Genomic DNA, 2,282 nt, shown 5'->3' with positions numbered 1-2,282 from the left:
CAGCTCCCCGAGGCTTATCGCAGATTTCTACGTCCTTCTTCGGCTCCAGATGCCAAGGCATCCACCGTTTGCTCTTAGAAACTTGACCACAAAGATTAAAATTGCGATCCAACGCCTCCAAAACACACCAGACCACCACAAGGGCGACCCACCGGTCTCGGATAACGCGAATCTAAAGATGCTCGCGTCCACTGTGTAGTTCTCAACATACGATCGGCACCACACTCCCCCAGACCAAACGGTCTGACATCATGCGGCCCAACGAAGGACCCGTAGGCCCAACCCCCACCAACAGTCCAGATCACACCACCACCGTTCCCGGCACCGATGCAACCCACACCCGGTAGGAAGCCTGGTCCCTCAGGACCCAACAACGTGCACCAGCTGAACGCTCCACCCCGACCCGTCCCAACCCTGCAAGCAGAGCGTACTGAGGTCGGAAGCATCACTCCCAACTGCACTGTCAATGTTCCACCCATGAGCTACCCGTCGGACACGTTCGGTCCGAATCGGGCGCCTGGACCAGCCACTGACCACCACAACGGTGACCAGCACTGACCAGATGCTCCTTAGAAAGGAGGTGATCCAGCCGCACCTTCCGGTACGGCTACCTTGTTACGACTTAGTCCTAATCACCGATCCCACCTTCGACGGCTCCTTCCACAAGGGTTAGGCCACCGGCTTCGGGTGTTACCGACTTTCATGACTTGACGGGCGGTGTGTACAAGGCCCGGGAACGTATTCACCGCAGCGTTGCTGATCTGCGATTACTAGCGACTCCGACTTCATGAGGTCGAGTTGCAGACCTCAATCCGAACTGAGACCGGCTTTTTGGGATTCGCTCCACCTTACGGTATCGCAGCCCTTTGTACCGGCCATTGTAGCATGCGTGAAGCCCAAGACATAAGGGGCATGATGATTTGACGTCATCCCCACCTTCCTCCGAGTTGACCCCGGCAGTCTCCTATGAGTCCCCGGCATAACCCGCTGGCAACATAGAACGAGGGTTGCGCTCGTTGCGGGACTTAACCCAACATCTCACGACACGAGCTGACGACAACCATGCACCACCTGTACACCGACCACAAGGGGGCGACCATCTCTGGCCGTTTCCGGTGTATGTCAAGCCTTGGTAAGGTTCTTCGCGTTGCATCGAATTAATCCGCATGCTCCGCCGCTTGTGCGGGCCCCCGTCAATTCCTTTGAGTTTTAGCCTTGCGGCCGTACTCCCCAGGCGGGGCGCTTAATGCGTTAGCTACGACACAGAAACCGTGGAAAGGTCCCTACATCTAGCGCCCAACGTTTACGGCATGGACTACCAGGGTATCTAATCCTGTTCGCTCCCCATGCTTTCGCTCCTCAGCGTCAGTTACGGCCCAGAGATCTGCCTTCGCCATCGGTGTTCCTCCTGATATCTGCGCATTCCACCGCTACACCAGGAATTCCAATCTCCCCTACCGCACTCTAGTCTGCCCGTACCCACTGCAAGCCCGAGGTTGAGCCTCGGGATTTCACAGCAGACGCGACAAACCGCCTACGAGCTCTTTACGCCCAATAATTCCGGACAACGCTTGCACCCTACGTATTACCGCGGCTGCTGGCACGTAGTTAGCCGGTGCTTTTTCTGCAGGTACCGTCACTTTCGCTTCTTCCCTACTAAAAGAGGTTTACAACCCGAAGGCCGTCATCCCTCACGCGGCGTTGCTGCATCAGGCTTTCGCCCATTGTGCAATATTCCCCACTGCTGCCTCCCGTAGGAGTCTGGGCCGTGTCTCAGTCCCAGTGTGGCCGGTCACCCTCTCAGGCCGGCTACCCGTCGTCGCCTTGGTGAGCCATTACCTCACCAACAAGCTGATAGGCCGCGAGTCCATCCCCAACCAAAAAATCTTTCCACCACCAGGCCATGCGACCAGTGATCATATCCAGTATTAGACGTCGTTTCCAACGCTTATCCCAGAGTCAGGGGCAGGTTACTCACGTGTTACTCACCCGTTCGCCACTAATCAACCCAGCAAGCTGGGCATCATCGTTCGACTTGCATGTGTTAAGCACGCCGCCAGCGTTCGTCCTGAGCCAGGATCAAACTCTCCGTAAAAAATTACAACCAACACCGAAGTGTCAGCGAGTTGATCTTGACTGTTGACTGTCTACTGACAATCTTCAATCCAAAAGGAATTGCTTCATGACCCGACCAGCCAAAGCCGACCGGGCACGAGGTCAATAAAATTGGCATTGACAATGTGCACGCTGTTGAGTTCTCAAGGACCAGACGCACTCCCCAC

The 2,282-nt window shown here is 56.0% G+C and carries 2 rRNA genes (1 of these 2 running past the window's edge); both read right to left on the bottom strand.

The window, feature by feature from the left end:
* Window positions 1-88 (bottom strand): 23S ribosomal RNA (locus E9228_RS16725); it reaches 3,230 nt to the left of the window's first position.
* A 485-nt stretch (window positions 89-573) separates the two neighbouring features.
* Window positions 574-2,095, bottom strand: a 16S ribosomal RNA gene (locus E9228_RS16720).
* The 16S and 23S rRNA genes sit together here, the layout of an rRNA operon.
* Window positions 2,096-2,282: the final 187 nt, after the last annotated feature.

The organism is Curtobacterium salicis, assembly GCF_011759505.1.
Classification (GTDB): Bacteria; Actinomycetota; Actinomycetes; order Actinomycetales; family Microbacteriaceae; genus Curtobacterium; species Curtobacterium salicis.
This window is presented reverse-complemented; position numbering and strand designations above follow the sequence as displayed.